At 32.5% G+C, this 16,625-nt stretch carries 12 protein-coding genes; 2 read left to right on the top strand and 10 right to left on the bottom strand.

Annotated features, from left to right (window positions below; genetic code table 11):
- The first annotated feature begins 103 nt into the window (after nucleotides 1-103).
- Both BWZ20_RS00945 and BWZ20_RS00940 read left to right on the top strand, forming a co-directional pair.
- Nucleotides 104-1,201 (top strand): acyloxyacyl hydrolase, encoded by a 1,098-nt coding sequence (locus BWZ20_RS00945; protein ID WP_076615050.1) that lies wholly within the window; start codon nucleotides 104-106, stop codon nucleotides 1,199-1,201.
- Nucleotides 1,198-1,947: a head GIN domain-containing protein gene (locus BWZ20_RS00940; protein WP_076615048.1), complete on the top strand. Its 750-nt coding sequence runs from the start codon at nucleotides 1,198-1,200 to the stop codon at nucleotides 1,945-1,947. Before BWZ20_RS00945 ends, BWZ20_RS00940 begins: the two co-directional genes overlap by 4 nt.
- Before the next feature lies 1 nt (nucleotide 1,948).
- Here the strand turns inward: BWZ20_RS00940 and BWZ20_RS00935 are convergent, their stop codons facing one another.
- From BWZ20_RS00935 to BWZ20_RS00890, 10 genes are all read right to left on the bottom strand, one after another.
- Nucleotides 1,949-2,728, bottom strand: coding sequence for a DUF547 domain-containing protein (locus tag BWZ20_RS00935; protein ID WP_076615045.1), 780 nt, complete (start codon nucleotides 2,726-2,728; stop codon nucleotides 1,949-1,951).
- A gap of 107 nt (nucleotides 2,729-2,835) precedes the next feature.
- Nucleotides 2,836-5,610, bottom strand: coding sequence for a T9SS type A sorting domain-containing protein (locus BWZ20_RS00930; protein WP_076615042.1), 2,775 nt, complete (start codon nucleotides 5,608-5,610; stop codon nucleotides 2,836-2,838).
- A 149-nt stretch (nucleotides 5,611-5,759) separates the two neighbouring features.
- Nucleotides 5,760-6,266, bottom strand: coding sequence for a hypothetical protein (locus BWZ20_RS00925; protein ID WP_076615039.1), 507 nt, complete (start codon nucleotides 6,264-6,266; stop codon nucleotides 5,760-5,762).
- A gap of 62 nt (nucleotides 6,267-6,328) precedes the next feature.
- Nucleotides 6,329-7,564 (bottom strand): hypothetical protein, encoded by a 1,236-nt coding sequence (locus BWZ20_RS00920; RefSeq protein ID WP_076615036.1) that lies wholly within the window; start codon nucleotides 7,562-7,564, stop codon nucleotides 6,329-6,331.
- A 158-nt stretch (nucleotides 7,565-7,722) separates the two neighbouring features.
- Nucleotides 7,723-8,475: a LytR/AlgR family response regulator transcription factor gene (locus tag BWZ20_RS00915; protein WP_076615035.1), complete on the bottom strand. Its 753-nt coding sequence runs from the start codon at nucleotides 8,473-8,475 to the stop codon at nucleotides 7,723-7,725.
- A 3-nt stretch (nucleotides 8,476-8,478) separates the two neighbouring features.
- Entirely contained in the window at nucleotides 8,479-11,304 is a 2,826-nt protein-coding gene (locus BWZ20_RS00910; protein WP_232217126.1) for a histidine kinase, read from the bottom strand.
- Nucleotides 11,305-11,537: 233 nt separating this feature from the next.
- Nucleotides 11,538-11,900 (bottom strand): DUF4870 domain-containing protein, encoded by a 363-nt coding sequence (locus BWZ20_RS00905; RefSeq protein ID WP_076615030.1) that lies wholly within the window; start codon nucleotides 11,898-11,900, stop codon nucleotides 11,538-11,540.
- Between the two features lie 58 nt (nucleotides 11,901-11,958).
- The gene (locus BWZ20_RS00900) at nucleotides 11,959-12,144 is read right to left on the bottom strand and encodes a DUF2892 domain-containing protein (RefSeq protein ID WP_076615027.1); all 186 of its coding nucleotides are present in this window, start codon (nucleotides 12,142-12,144) and stop codon (nucleotides 11,959-11,961) included.
- Between the two features lies 1 nt (nucleotide 12,145).
- Entirely contained in the window at nucleotides 12,146-15,346 is a 3,201-nt protein-coding gene (locus BWZ20_RS00895; protein WP_076615024.1) for an efflux RND transporter permease subunit, read from the bottom strand.
- 187 nt (nucleotides 15,347-15,533) lie between these two features.
- Nucleotides 15,534-16,625, bottom strand: a complete 1,092-nt coding sequence (locus tag BWZ20_RS00890) for an efflux RND transporter periplasmic adaptor subunit (protein WP_076615022.1) — start codon at nucleotides 16,623-16,625, stop codon at nucleotides 15,534-15,536.

Raw genomic sequence — 16,625 nt, 5'->3', positions numbered from 1 at the left:
CTTGTTAAGTGGGCTTTTTTTAGTTTACACTAATACTATTAAAAAATAAGTGTTATTTTTAAAATATTAAATCCTTCCCCCTATCGAAATCCTATAGATTTTTATGAAATGCCATTATTTGGTTATTATTTTTTTATTGAACCTAATTTCTTATGCTCAAAAAAATGAAGAAAAACCATTTTCGGTAGATCTTAGTATGTTCTATGGCACTATCCTAGAGCATAATCCAGATATATCGCATCTTATTACAGATCACCCAACTGGAGTTATTATAAGTTATAACAGAAAAACTTACGGTTTTAACGAATGGGAACGTAGGTATAACTACCCTGATTGGGGATTTTCATTATCGTATCAAGATATGAAAAACGAATTTTTGGGCGAAAACATCGGGCTCTACGGTCATTTTAACTTCTATTTCTTAAAACGAAATTTGGTTTTTAGAGTTGGGCAAGGCATTACATACGCAACCAAACCTTACCACAGAAATAACAACTTTAAAAACAATGCCTATGGTTCTCATATTTTAAGTAGTACATATCTTAAGTTTGATTATATAAAAGAGAATTTATATAAAGGGCTTGGCGTTAGTGCTGGCTTTACGGTTATTCACTATTCTAATGCAAATATAAAGGCACCTAATAACAGTACAAATACCTTTGCTTTTTCTGCTGGCATTAATTATTTATTTAATAGAGACGATTTTCCTGAATACATACCAGAGGGAAAACGAACAAAATATTCAGAACCTTTAAAGTATAACCTTGTTTTTAGAAGTGGTATTAATGAAAGCGATATTAACGGAAGTGGTCAATTCCCGTTTTATGTTTTTACAGGTTTTGTAGATAAGCGTATCAACCATAAAAGTACCTTATTAGCTGGCACCGAATTATTTGTCTCCTTTTTTTTAAAAGAGTATATAAAACATCAATCTATCGCCTTTCCTGAAAACGGCATCGAAAAAGATACCGATTTTAAAAGGATTGGTGTATTTATTGGTCATGAATTACGCTTTAATAAAGTAGCTTTTATTACGCATTTAGGCTATTATTTATATTGGCCAGTAGAATTTGAAAATAGAGTGTATAATCGCTTGGGCCTTAAACGTTACTTTACCGAGTCTTTATTTGGAGTCGTTAACGTACACTCCCACGGTGCAAAAGCCGAAGCAGTTGAATTTGGAATTGGTATAAGATTATGAAAAACATAAGCATAGTATTAGTATTTTTCTTAGCATTTGCGTGTAATTCTGAAGATGCGTTTGATTGTTTTCAGAGCTCAGGAGATAGTATTATGGTAAACTACAATTTAGACGCATTTAACAAGATAACTGTAATGCCAAGGTGTAAACTCTTTGTTTCTGAGGGTGAATTTTCCGTAATACTTGAAACTGGCGAAAATTTAGTTAATGACATTAATATTAGAGTATCTAACAATCGCTTAATCATTGAAAACAACAACAGTTGTAATCTTGGACGCGACTACGGAATTACAAAAATATATGTTACCGCACCTAACCTTAATGAGATAAGAAACAGTTCTGGATTAACAATTACTAGCTTAAACACGCTATCCTATGACAATCTCACCTTATTATCGGAAGATTTAGAGGAAGAAGATAGTTTTTATACAAATGGTGACTTTGAGCTTGATTTAAATGTAGAGAATCTAACCATTACACAAAATAACCTGAGTAATTTCTTTCTATCTGGAAATGTTGAGCATCTCGATTTAAATTTTCTTTTTGGAGATGCACGCTTCGAAGGTAGAAACTTAATAGTACAAAACGCTGATGTGTTTCACAGAGGTACTAATGACATTATTATAAACCCACAGTTAGAGGTTAGAGGTAGCCTACTAAGTACCGGAAATATGATTATTATTAATACACCTCCAATTGTAAATGTTGAGGAGCTTTACACAGGCCGGGTAATATTTGAAGATTAAATTATTTTGTGTCGTTTAAACTCCAATTGTACTCCTTGTAATCAATAATTGCATTAGCTTCAATTTTTACGTCAGAGTACTGATTTATATAATCAATTATAGATTCAGATGTATTTAAGAAGTCTTTTTTGTACCACTTAAAAATTTTAGATAGTGTCGCTTTATTCGGAGTTATCTTATTCTTTTTAGAGTTTATAAACGTTTGCACTGCGGTGTTCATCAATTTTTCAACATTTTCGGCAGTGTAAGCGTCTCTCATAAGTTTTGGGCAAGAGTAAGAGGCACAATTAATGGCGAAATGAATTTTAGGCTCGTTCATTTTTTGTAAAAATCCCTTTTCTATATCTGCTAATGAGAATGTTTTATCATCAATTTTAATAAAGTTTTTTAAAAAAGGTGAGAAAGTGGCACTAATATCTTTTATACTCTTTACAGGATAATTTTCTACAACTAGTTTAATTGTATTTGCATTGTAGACATTGATAAAATACGCCAATTGTTCATTATAACTCCAACTATCTTCAGGTGAATGTTCTGATAAATAATCTGTATAGGCATAAAGCTTTTGTTTATCTTTTACAAAACCTTTGTAATCTACAAAGCCTTGGTCATCAACATACTTTTTTAAGAGTAGATCCCAATTGCTATGATCTAAAACTGATGTATCAATTTTGTTATTGTTTGCAGGTGGTTTCTTTTTAAAATCTATTCCTTTTGAAGATATACATGAAGTGATAAATAAAACACTAACTATAATTGAAATTAAAATATTCTTATTCATACAGAAATATAAACTATTACATTCAATTAAGTATACTAAGAATTAAAAAAAAGCAAAAAGCCCACTTTATTAGTGAGCTTTTTCTTTTTAAACTAAAATGAACCTGTTTAATTCTTAATGAACTTTTGATTAATAGTATTTTCTGATGTTTTTATCTTTATAAAATAAAGCCCATTTTGTAATTGAGAGACATCTAAACCGTTTATTATATTATTAAACTGCTTAACCAACTGACTTTTTATATTATAGATAGATACACTTTCAATTTGGTTTTTTGATTTAATAAATAACTTATCAGCTACAGGATTTGGATATAGCTTTACCGACGCTGTTTGTAAGTCTAAATCATTTGAAGTCAATGTTGAGTTGAATTCATAAGGCCCTATGTCTATAGTAGTATTAAAGATTCTTTGGTTAAAATTTAAATCAACCGTTGGATAAGTCGCCAAATAAAAACCAGTATCGCCAGAATCAATGATATTTATTGACAGAACAGTTGGTTTATAACTATCATTTTCATCTAATTGTGGGTTATCAGTATTAACATTTTGTGTTGTAAATGAACCTGAAGTTGGTGTAATAGTTAATGAAGATGGACTAACAATAGAACTTACTAAACTTAAATCTGTAAAATCACCTTCGGCAACTTTAGTATTATCAACAGCGTTTAAATTTAGATTGCCAGACTTACTGTTATCCCATACTATAGAATTAATTATAGCTAAACTACTAATTAAGGATTGCCCACTTATATTAAAATAACTGTCAGAAACCCCATTTACTTCGTTGCCAACAAAAGAAGAATTCAAAATAGCAACTTCATTTTTTGTTGCACTCCCGACGGTTCTAAACCATATTGCACCAAAATCTGAGTTTGTTCTATTTTTGTAAACATTAACATTTACAAATCTTGTAGTTAAATCGTCATTTTGAGTCTGTAATAACATTAAACCGTTATTAACATCATTATGATGAATAGCAGTATTATACATATTAAAATTATCTACATAATTTCTCCAGTCTAAAAATAACCCAGAACTTTTGTTCTCTTTTATTTCACAATTTTTTAAAGTAAAATTTGAAAGTTGCGTCGTAGGTGTATTTATAATAGCATTTCCTGAAGAATTTGCTCCTTTAAATACAAATCCATCTACAGTAACTCCGTCTGATGTTAAATCAAATAATTTATTAGCATTATCTGCTGTATTTCCAGTTAAAAAACCATCAACATAAGTATCATCACCATTTATATCTCCATCAATAATAGTTGCATTACTTGTAAAAATTAATGTTAGATCTCTATCAGCTTCAGAAGATTCGGTACCATCAAAACCTCCATAAATACTTATTGAGTTATCTGCAATTATATAAGGTCCGTTGTTGGCTAAATACGTACCAGCTCTAACGTATAAACTCGACCCTGGAGACAAACTTGGAGAACTTAACGCTGCATATAAAGATGTAAATGCATCTGCCCAAGATGTACCATCATTAGCTCCGGTAGCATTTTGATCTACAAAAAAAGCTCCAGGAGCTAGAGGTAAAGATAAACTTGCTATATCTCCCGGACCGTGTAACATTGCCACATTAGCGAATTGTATGGCTCCTAGGCCAATAACACTTAAATTTGAATAGTACCTTGGGTTATTAAAACAATCATTAATACCTACTTCACTGTTGTTGTAAGCTGCATTTGAAGGTGAACCATTTTGCCTAAACGCAGGAAGAGGTTCAAAATTACCTGTAGTAATATCAATAAATGGGCTTTCTGTTAAGACAATTGAGTTTGGAAGGTCGTAAGTAGGTGTTGCAAAATCTCTTGCATTAGTATTAGCAGCATTAATAAATGCCAAAGTAAAATTATTAGATAGAGCGTATTCACCTGTTCCTTGATTGTTATAATAGATGTTATTATACCAAAGCCCAACAATACCACCACCTGCAGCTCTTTGTAAGTAAATACAGCTTCCACCATCTGCTCCAAAAGATGCACCTTCTTGGTTAAGAGCGAGGGTATTACTAGCAAAATTTACAGTTATATTATTAGAACCGTTACTAATAAAACGTGCAACGCTTCCTGATGAATTTACATCTGTTACCGTATTAGCAATAAATAAATTATTAACTAAAGTTGTTTTAAGATAACCAGCTAAACCTCTAAACTCAAATGCATAACCAATAGAAGATACATTTTCATCTACAATACTATTAATCATTATAAAAGTTTCTAAAGGTGAAGTTGCAGGACTTCCTGGTTCGTTTGACCACACATCAAAAGCTGGTCTTGTAGTTGCGTAGTTGCGTGAAAAACGACAGTTTCTTAACTTTATTTGTCTTTGTGTGAAATTAGATCCTGTAGCTGGATGACTGAATAAAGCGCTACCTCCGTAAACGTTTACGAAATTAATCCTATCTATAATAATTTCTTCTAAAACATGATCTAGAGTTGTACCTCCTAAAGTTGTTGGTTCTATTTGTAGAATACGATTTGCATTGTCTGATTTATTTGTTGAAGTTGCGCTTGGTACTTCAACTAAATCGTCACCATTAATATCTCCTGATAGATAAACAGGATGTAACCATGGATCTAAAGTTCTTTCAAATTTTGCAGCTTCAGTTCCAACAAACCCACCATAAATGTGCAATCCATATTGATTTATAAATGGTGTTGATGCGCTAGTAGGTGTATAAGTTCCTTCTGCAATCCACACTTCTGCGCCTGCAATAGTTGTATTGTTTAATGCATCATGCAAGGAGTTGTAGGCATTTGCCCAACTTGTACCGTCGTTATTTCCTGTAGCATCAATATCTACATAAACTACGGTTTGTGATTGTGTTAATCCAAACACTAATAAACATAGCAATAGTAATTTTTTTCTCATTTTTATTTTTATTATTAATTTACTTACAAAAGAAAATTTTAAAAAACCATTATGAATGGGATTCTTTCTGAATCACCCTGTTTTTTTTCTAAAAAAAAGAGTTTACCATAAGTAAACTCTTTAATTTTTTTAATTATAAATTTCAGTATTTAATCTACACAACCAACGTAATTTCCATATGGCGCCTTAATTGTTGCTCTATTAATACCATTAAAATACGCTTTACCATAGTCACCACCACCTGTATAATCTTTTCTTAAAATAAATTCATATAGCATACATTGCCCATCCGAATTTTTTTGAACCACTGCACCCACAGCCCACTGATACAATGGTACGCCAGTATCTTTATGCTTAACCGTAGACCAGGTGTCTGAAGTTATATATTGGTGTGTATTAGACATACTGTATTTCTCGTAGTATTCATCCAAGCCTTTTATAGCAATAGACTTTAGAGCTTCATCTTTATCTAAGGCACCAGCGTCTGGCAACTTTATGTTATTTCTTCTTTCCAATTCTTCATCACTAATTTTTTTATCCTTTTTTTTAATTAGTGGTTTGTCTAATTTATCCTTTATTTTCTTTAAAAATTGTGCATGAGTGGGTTGAGAAAAACCAAGAAATAAAAAGGCTAAGAGTAATAATAATTTTTTCATTTTTAACTTAATAATGGATTTTAAATTTGCAATTGATATCTTTTTTTACTTCTGTAAAGTCGTTAGTTAGCATTCTCGCAATTCATTTTTTGTCCGTAAGGCATTTGTCCGTGGATAATACCACCAAACTCAGAGCCACTGTAACCACTACCATTATATTGTTGCTTTATTAAAAACCCTTGCAGGTAACAATCATTATTTTTGTTTTTTTCGGTAAAAGCACCTTTAATCCAACGGTACAAAATACGACCTGTGTATTTGTTTTTAACAATACTCCAATCGTTAGATTCTATATTTAAGTTTAAAAGCTTTGCACCATCTTTAGCTATTTTCGCTGCTACTTTTTCTTTCGCAAAATTGATTAATGAGGTATTGTTATTCATTGTACCTGCATTAGGCATTTTAATAGCATCTCTAGTTGCTTTTGCGGCTTCATCGTAATTTGCTTTTAAAGTGGCTTCAAACGCTTTTACGATTGGCTTTGCTTTATCTAACCAATCTAAATGAAATTGTTGTTCACCCTTTCCTATAATATTTAAAATTGTAATATCATTTTGGTGCATATAAGACGGCACATTAAATGCGTGACCTCCTTGATGAGAGCCTGCATAAATTACAAATACATCTTCTGCGATTAACATTCCTCTCACTAAAATTGGCATACCTGTTCCAAGCTCTAAAGTTTGTGATCTGTCTGCTCCTACTTTTGTTGTAAACATACCAGAAACTAACTCATAACCAATGTAACCTTCTGGTGACATCATTTCTAGTTCTGGTGTTGTTAAAAATCTCAACCAAGCGTAATCTGGGTCTGGGTATGGCAACAAATCTACGTTATCACCCATATCTGTCATTTGGCGTCTTAACTTTACGCGATCTACACCTACTGCACTCATTCCTTTTGTCATTGCAAATGGATAAGACATGTATAAGAATTCATCTCTTATTTTTGCAGCTGCTTTTGGTTTATTGGCTTCTGCTTCTTGTCGCTTTTTTTCTAGATATTTTTGATAGTATAGATCTTGCTTCGCTTGATCGTTTGGATATTTTTTGGCTAATTCTGCTTTAAATTCTTCATCCGTATATTCTGTTTTTGAAGAATCTTGGTGAGATGTTGAAGAACTACCAACCATGCCTGTAGATTTTTCAGGTTTTGAAGATGTACTTGTACCCTCTTTTTTATCTAACTTCTTCTCTACTGCTGCCTTGGCTTTCTTCTTAAGTATTTTACCGAATTGAGCTTGAGTTGTGCCATAACAGAATGTTAATGCAACAAACAGGATAACTTTTTTAATCATAGTATTTTTTGTTTTTTATCAAATAAAAAACGTAACACTAATAAATAAAGACTCTTTTTTCTGAAAAGTGGTATTTTTCTTCTAAATGAGTTTTACAGACTCTTTGCTAGGCTCTAAGTAAACCATTATTGTAAGGATGCTAGATTGTTCTGAAAAAATCACATAAAAGTTTCTTTTACAATTTCTAAAAACTGATTATGCTTTGACTTAGAAATTGGAATTCGTTTTTGATTACTCATCAATAGATAGTCACCATCATCTCTTACTAATTCTTCAACATATTTTAAATTAATAAAATATGAGCGGTGGCACTTAAAAAACATTGCGTTATCAGATAGTTGCACTACAAAATGCTTTAAAGGTTTACAAATTATTTTTTGTTTTCCCTCTGCCAATTGCACGTTGGTGTACATACCATTTGCTTCGAAATAAATAATATCACTATGTGAGGCAAAAAGAATACCCTTCGGAATTTCTAGAGCAATTTTATCCATAGATAGTTGCCTAAATGAATTGCGCAGTTTGTTTAACTGCCCACTTAAATTATGGGCTTCTATAGTTTCTTTTGCCTTTGTTATAGCCTCTTTAAGCTCGGTAATATCAACGGGCTTTAATAAATAATCAATTGCCGAAAGCTTAAAAGCTTCTATAGCATACTGGTTATATGCTGTTACAAAAATGATTTTAAAATCAACTTTTTCTGGAAAATATTCTAAAATATCTAAACCCGATTGATTTGGCATTTCTATGTCTAAAAACACTATATCTGGATGCTCCGTTTTAATTACATCTACACCTAGTTTTAAATCAGATGCTTCATAGACCTCTTCTATGCTAGGGCAATGTTCTGCTATTAGGTTAGACAATAGATGTCTTGAGCGCTTTTCGTCATCTATAATAAGAGTTTTCATGCGTTATTGTATTGGCATTGATATTACTACTTTTGTACCAGTGGGCTGGTCTTTGGGATTATATAAATCTATAATTTCTATATTTATATTTCGCTTTAAATTATTTTTGTAAAGCCTTGTACGTTCTTCATTGGCTTTGGTAGCAAAAGGTTTATGTTGTTGGTTTGGCCGTTTTATTTTTCTGGATTGTGCACGACCAATACCATTGTCTTCAATAGTTATTTGCAATTTGTTTTGCTTAGTTATTTTGGCCTCAATATGCAATTGTCGGTCGTTTAACTTATGTAATAATCCGTGTTTTAGAGCATTTTCTACATACGGTTGAATGAATAATGACGGCACTTTTATCTGTTGCATTTTCAACTGATTACCAATACTAACCTTGTACTCTAATTCGTCCTCAAAACGGACTTTCTCTAGTTCTAAATACAGTTTTAAAGCGTTTAGTTCTTCTTCTAAAGTGATTTCATTTTGCTGACTATAATCTAAATACATACGGATTAGTCGACTAAACTTTACTAAATACGAACTTGCCAATTCTTTTTCATTCGAAATAATATAATCTTGAATGGAATTTAAAGCATTGAAGATAAAATGCGGATTCATTTGAGAGCGCAGATTTTCTAACCTTAAATTAGTGATCTTCTTATCCATTAAAATTTTATCAATTTCAGCAATACGCTGTGCTTCTTTTTGTTGCAATCGCCATCTAAAATACAACCATATCAACCCAAAAATTGTGAGTAAAACCAATGCGTAAAACCAATAAGTTTCCCAAAATGGCTTGGCTATAACAAAGGTTATTGGTGAACTGAAAACAGCTTGTTTTGCACTTAAATTTTTAGCTTTTAACTCAAACGTGTACGTACCACTAGCCAATCTATTATAGGTAACAAAATGTGTGTTTAGAGGTATAGTTTGCCAACTTGTATCTATTTGTTTAACGCGGTATTGATAACTTACGTGTTGATTAGATTGAAATCCATTTGAGTTGAACGAAATATCAACTTTATTTAAATCGTAAGGTAGTGTGTACCTGTCTGTAACCAAAGTATCGCGATCATTAATTTTTACGGCTTCTACCCTCACCTTGGCAGTATTAAATGCTTTAAACAATGTATCCGACTTTGGTAGCGCATAAAATGCTTTAGGCAAGGTTACAATAATTTGATTTTGAAGAATTAAAAAATCATTTACTGCGGTATTTAAACCATCTTGCGCACTTAAAGATTTAAGCTGATTTGCTTTTGTATGATATTGAAACAAACCAGCATCTGTTGAAATCCATAACGCTAAACCATCGGCACCAATAGCATTAATTTGAATATTTTCAGGAAGTTTTATTCCTGAAGGTTTTAGAATATTATTCTCGTACTTTAATAACCCGTTGTGTTGGGTTGCAATCCAAACCGTCCCGTTGGTTTTTGTTAAGGCATTAACTAGCAAACTATTAGCGTTGAACGTGATTTCTTCTGCACTAAATGTTTGCATATCGTACTTGTAAAGTCCGTCGATATACGATACAAATAAGTGCTTATTAGAAACCACAGAAGCTGTTACACGACTTTCTTTGAGAATATTTTTTTCAGGATTACTAAATGGATTTTTATATACTATACCTTGACGGTAATTACCATAAAACATGGTATTATCATCAATTTTTGAAAATGTTTTAGCAACGGAAAATCGGTTGTTTACATCGGTAATCTTATAGGTGTTTAAATTGACAACAAACGACTCCGAAGCATTAATACTAATGATTAATTGCTCAGTTTTTTTATCAAAATAAAGTTCCCCAATAATTTTTTTTCCTGGTAATTGCAATGTTTTTATTAGCTGATTGTGATTGTAAAACAGTAATTTACCATCATTGGTTCCTAAAACAAATTGATTGTTTTGTAAAGCAACAGAAGCTGTGACTTTAGAGTCTATATTTGATAATTCTACACGACGAATATTTAAATTTGGCGACACAAACACACCATTATCTAAAGTTGTAAACCAATAGTTATTATTAAAATCTACTTGAACATCGGTAATAGATTCTGTTTTAAAAAGCTGTTCTTTAAAGGTAAATCTCTCATTTTCAAAACCATAAACAAAAACACCAGAACTGGTTAAAAACCAATAAACATTATTAACTTTTAGAAGGTTATAAATAGTTTCATGCTGTACCTGTAATGGTGTTTTAAGTTTGGTTACAGCATTATTTTCATTATTTATAGCATATATTATATTACCCTCTATACTCTTATGTGTAAAAAATATAAGATTTTGAAATGCGAATAATTTTGGAGATTGTATTCTCTTTAAACTTGTTATTTCAAATATACTTTCGGACTCATTGCTATTAAATTTATAAATACGATGACGTTTCAAATAGCCTTCAAAATTTATAGCAAACGTGTAATTAGTAGTATTTATATTGGCATTACTTATGCACATGCCATCAAAAATTTTGGTGATTTTTTTTGTGCTAATATCAATATCATAAATACCTGTCACTGTAAATATCCTAATGCAGGTATCTAAGACTTGGTAAGATGCTAATTGCCCTTTTACCAATTCACTGGCATCATAAAATAGTTTGAGACTATCATTTTCTACATAAAATAACTGTCCGTAAATATTGTTACACCAAAGTTTGTTATCTGAATCGAAATTTAATTGAAAAAGTGAATTTGCTTTTTGTTTAGGATGGCTAAACCGTTTGTAATGTTTTCCGTCGTAGCGATAAAGGCCTTTGTTAGCCGCTAACCAAATGTAATTTTGGTGGTCTTCTATAATATCATAAAATACTACATCTGGTAGCTTAGATACATTAGACATATTAACAGAAACCGGATTCTGTGCCCTTAGTAAAAAGCCACAACAAAACACGATTATGAATTTAAAAAAATACCGCATTACAAACTATTAACAAACTTACTATTTATGTAATTATTCTTTTATCTATTTTTCTGTAAGTGGTATTTTTTTTTCTAAAAAAAACAAAAACGCTCACATTGCTGTAAGCGTTTTTATACTATCTCCTTGACTCTGAATTATTTCAGAAATGTTAACTAACTAATAAAATTAAGAGATAATGGGTAGCTAGATAATTCTCCATTACTAGCTTTTATTGCATTTATTATAGGCATTACAAATGCTAAAATTCCTATTAATATTAAAAGTAAAATTCCTAAACCAAACAGGAAGATTAAAGGTATACTTAGTAAACAATATATTATAATACTCAATTGAAAATTAACTATAGCCTTGCCATGATCATCCATACCTTCTACTTTATCTTTTTGCGTTGCCCAGAGGATTAATGGTACTATTAAACCACCAAAACCTGTAATATAAGTTAACATCTGTGTAAGATGCGTAATAACTAACAACTGATTGTCTGTACGTTTCAATGTGTGATAATTAGATTCCATGATTTTATTTGTTTACCACTATATGACGCAAACAATACTTACATGTTACAAATTTTAACTAACTTTTCACACCTAACTTCTCTAATATAGTGTCCATTAAACACCATTTGGTTAAAGACGACTGTAATAAATTAGCACCTACAAAAGCAGTAAACCATAACCAGTTTTGATGGACGTATATAGCCAACAACAAACTGATTAAAATAAATGTTCCTGCGATACCTCTAACTATTCTGTTTTTCATATTATTTATATTTTTTACGTTCTATCATATAGTATACTAATGGCACTACCAATAATGTTAAGAACGTTGACACAATAGTTCCTCCCATTAATGAAATAGCCAAACCTTGGAAAATTGGATCGAAAAGAATAACAAATGCACCTATAACAACTGTACCTGCTGTTAACAAAATTGGTGTTGTTCTTACTGCTCCCGCTTCAATCACAGCTTGCTTTAATGGAATACCTTCTGCCAATCTTAAATTCACAAAATCAATGAGCAATACCGAATTACGCACCATAATTCCGGCTAAAGCAATCATACCAATAAAAGACGTTGCCGTAAAGAAAGCTCCCAATATCCAGTGACCTAAAACAATACCTATCAGTGATAATGGAATAGCGACCATCATAACTACTGGTGCTTTAAAATTTTGGAACCATCCTACAATTAATATATAGATGATAATAATTACTCCCAAAAAGGCAATTCCTAAATCCCGAAAAACTTCTAGAGTAATTTGCCATTCTCCATCCCATTTCACAGTATAATCATCTTCATATTCTGGTTGGTTTATGTACAGCTCATCCATGCTGTAACCTTTTGGCAAGTTGATTTCCTGAAGTTTATCAGACATACCTAAAATAGCATAAACCGGACTTTCTAATTCGCCTGCCATATCCGCCATAACATATACTACACGTTTTTGATTTTTGCGGTAAATACGCTTTGGTTTTGTTCCTTCTTCTATAGTTACCAAATCTATTATTGGCACCAAATTACCATGTTGAGATTTTACTTTTAAATTGGCAATATCTTGTAGTGTAGACTTTTCGTTTTCATCCAAAGCTAGTATCAACCCAATTTGATTTGAAGCATCTTCATCATATAAAGTCGTTACAGGTCTGTTAGACAAAGCCATATTCATGGTGTAAGCAATTTGCTGTGGTGCCACACCATTTAGCATCGCTTTTTCTTTGTTTATAATAAAATTGAATTCTTTTTGATCTGCCTCAACCATCCAATCGATATCAACAACGTCGGTTGTACGCTTTAAAATAGACTGAACCGAATCTGCAACACGAATTTGCTCGTCGTAATCTGGTCCATAAACTTCCGCAACTATCGTAGATAATACTGGTGGTCCTGGTGGAACCTCAACCAATTTTACATTGGCATTATATTTTGAAGCAATCTGTTGAATATCTGGACGCAATAATTTAGCGATATCATGGCTCTGTGCAGATCTATCGTGCTTATCTGTTAGATTTACTTGGATATCTGCCATATTACTACCACCACGTAAATCGTAATGACGTACTAATCCGTTAAATGTTATTGGTGCAGAAGTACCAACATAACTCTGGTAATTTACCACTTCTGGTCTCGTAGCCAGGTACTGCCCTATTTCTTTGGCAACTAAAGCTGTACGCTCTAAGGTTGTACCTTCTGGCATATCAATGACCACCTGAAATTCATTCTTATTATCAAATGGTAACATTTTTACAGCAACTGTTTTTGTAAAAAATAATCCAACAGAACCAATCAATAAGAAAAATGTTATACCTAAAAATGCCCAACGTTTGGTTTTATTTTCAATAAGTGGTGTTTCAAATTTTGAATAGATTTTAAATATTTTTGAATCCGAAATTCCTGAAGTTTCATCTTCAACCGAAGCATCTGCTTTTTTATTCTTTTCTCTCAAGAAAATATAACCCAAATATGGCGTAATTGTCAACGCGACAAATAAGGATAATAACATGGCAATTGATGCACCAATAGGCATAGGACTCATATATGGTTCCATTAAACCAGATACAAAAGCCATTGGTAAAACCGATGCTATTACCGTAAAGGTGGCTAAAATGGTTGGATTACCAACTTCATTAATCGCGTATAAAGCGGCTTGTTTAAACGGCAAACGTTTCATCTTAAAATGCCTATGCATATTTTCAGCAATAATAATGGAATCATCTACCACAATACCAGTAACAAAAACTAAAGCAAAAAGCGTTATACGATTTAATGTATAATCGAGTAAGTAATAACTCAACAAGGTTAAAGCAAATGTAATTGGTACCGATAAGAATACCACCAATCCACCACGCCAGCCCATAGCTAGCATTACCACAATCGTTACTGCGATTATTGCTCCAATGAGGTGCATTAATAATTCAGATACTTTTTGTGAGGCTGTTTCTCCATAATTACGTGTTATTTCTACATGAACATCACCTGGAATTAAAGTCGCTCTCAGGTGCTCCACCTTGTCTATAATAACATCGGAAATTTTCATTGCATCAGCACCTTTTCGCTTTGCGACAGAAATGGTAACTGCAGGATATTCCGACTTGTAATCTTTAATCTTTTCACTGGCAGAACCAAATCCAAGACTCACATAATTAACAGGTACTTGTGGTCCATCTAATACTTTTGCCACTTGACTTAAATAAATAGGCTGATTTTGAAAAACGCCAATAACCAAATTTTCTACATCTTCTTTGGTTTGTAGAAATTCTCCTGTTTTTACAAGGAATTCGGTATCATTTCTATCAAAACTACCAGAGCTTAGTTGCTGATTGTTAGCTTTAATCATTTCGGCAACAGATAAAAAATCTAAGCCACTAGACGCTAGTTTATTCTTATCTAAAACTACGCGTAACTCGCGATTTCTTCCACCGATTTTTTGTGTTGCCGACACATCGTTAACCTTTTCAATTTCGTCTGTTAACTCTTGTGCAATTTGTTTTAACTGATAATCGTCATAATTCTCACTCCATAAGGTTAATCCCAGCATTGGTACGTCGTCAATAGCACGTGTTTTTACCAAAGGAAACGTTACACCTTGTGGCATTTGGTCCATATGCTTGTTGATTTCGTTGTATAATTTTACAAACGAGCGCTCAATATCTTCTCCCACATAAAACTGAACAATGACCATACCTTGCTCTTGCATGGATGTAGAATACACATATTCTACACCTTTAATATTAGAGATAAGCTTTTCTAATGGTTTTATAACTCTAGACTCAACTTCTGTAGGACTTGCGCCAGGATAACCCACAAAAATATCTGCCATTGGCACATCAATCTGCGGCTCTTCCTCTCGAGGAATTAAAAACGAACTGTACACTCCAATGACCATAAAAACAATCATTAAAAGCACTGTAAGTTTAGAACTTATAAAGCCTTTGGCAATTTTTCCTGCTAAACCTTCTTTCATGTTTTATATTTTTTGGCGTTTTAACGGGCTATGCGCTGTATCTTTTTACTAGTTCTCGATACAAATTTGTTTCATTTTCCACTGCGCTCAATGTTCACAAATTCACTCGAACTGACATAAAAAGGATGTCGCTTCTATCCCTAACGCACATTCTTTACATTATTAAATACTGTTTACTATCAACTGTCTACTGAATACTTAAAGGTGCTCCATTATAAAGTTTCTCTTCTGAAGACAATATGTACGATTCATCTGCCGACAAGCCAGATAACACTTCTACTTTATCACCAAAAGTTTTCCCTAATCTTAACCAACGTAATACCGCTGTGTTTTGCTGACTTACGGTATAAATTCCAGATAGTTGACCATTAGTAATTATAGCGTCCTTTGGAATCATGATTGTTGTAGTAGAATTTGATGTTTGATATTTTAAATTCGGAAATTGTACTGTAGCAAACATACCTGAACGTACCTTATCGTTTTTTGAATCTAAACTTACCTTTACCAAATACTGTCCTCCAGAATTTGCCGAAGACGTACTCACTTCTGAAACTTTTCCTTTTAGTTCAGCATCAATGGAAGACACCACAACATTAACAGCTTCACCTTCTTTAATGTTTGATATGATGGCTTCTGGAACTCTGGCAATCACTTCAAAATTTTGTGGTGATTCTACAGCCAATAACGGGATCCCAGGGTTTGCTAAAGCGCCTTCATCTATAAATTTTCCTGTAACAACACCACTAAAAGGTGCTTTTACATTGGTATAAGCAAATTGCGCATTGATTTCATTCTTCATCTGTTGCGCAGCCTCTAATCTTGCTTTTGCCATATTATAATGTGCTGTCATATCATCTAATTCTTTTTGTGAAGCAGAATTTTGATCAAAAAGGTTTTTGTAACGGTTATAATCCTTTTCAGCGATGGTGAAAGCTGCTTTGGCTTCAGAAATTCCAGCGTTTACCTGAGCGCTTTTAGCTTGCAAATCGGAATTATTTATAACAACTAAAGTCTGACCTTTAGATGCTTTATCGCCTACTTTTACATTAATCCGTTCTACATAACCCATAAGACGCGTACTTAAGTTTGCGCTATTTACAGCTTCAATAGTACCACTAACCACTAATGGAGAATTATCGTCATTGGCCGTTACTTTTGCCACAACAACTGAAACAGGATTTGACGTGTTTTTTACACCTTCTTTTTCGTCTTGTCCGCAACTTAGAAATGCGAATAAAGTAACGATGGCAAATAATTTATGTATAGATAATGTCTTCAT

The sequence above is a fragment of the Winogradskyella sp. J14-2 genome (genome assembly GCF_001971725.1).
Taxonomy (GTDB): domain Bacteria; phylum Bacteroidota; class Bacteroidia; order Flavobacteriales; family Flavobacteriaceae; genus Winogradskyella.
The sequence above is the reverse complement of the archived record's forward strand: the minus strand, read 5'-3'. Positions and strand labels throughout refer to the sequence as shown.